The sequence below is a fragment of the Streptococcus sp. KR genome, assembly GCF_002238115.1.
Lineage (GTDB): Bacteria > Bacillota > Bacilli > Lactobacillales > Streptococcaceae > Streptococcus.
In genome coordinates, this window is record NZ_NGVM01000235.1 from 1 (window position 1) to 297 (window position 297).

At 32.0% G+C, this 297-nt stretch carries 1 protein-coding gene; it reads left to right on the plus strand.

Annotation, left to right across the window (positions count from 1 at the left end; genetic code table 11):
- On the plus strand, positions 1-284 hold a 284-nt coding region (locus tag CBI42_RS11745), incomplete at its 5' end, for a hypothetical protein (RefSeq protein ID WP_256963833.1).
- Between the last annotated feature and the right edge of the window lie 13 nt (positions 285-297).

Here is a 297-nt window from a genome sequence, read left to right on the forward strand (position 1 = left end):
CTGAAATGACAAAGGACAAATTAATTGAGATGATGAGCTATTCTTCAGATTGTTTTGAGTTTTTATCTCCTAATTTATTACGATTTAAGAACCGTGACAATCTAAGATTAACGGATTTCATCGAAATGATATTAAAAAATCCTGAACTAAGCATCAGACTTCCTCTTGCAGTTTCAAATAAGAGAGTTTATCCAAATCTGAATTTGGAAGAGGCTAGAGCTCTATTGCCAAGAGATACGAAACAATTGATTTACATGGCACAAACACATTATTTATCTAACTAAAGGAGAAGCAATA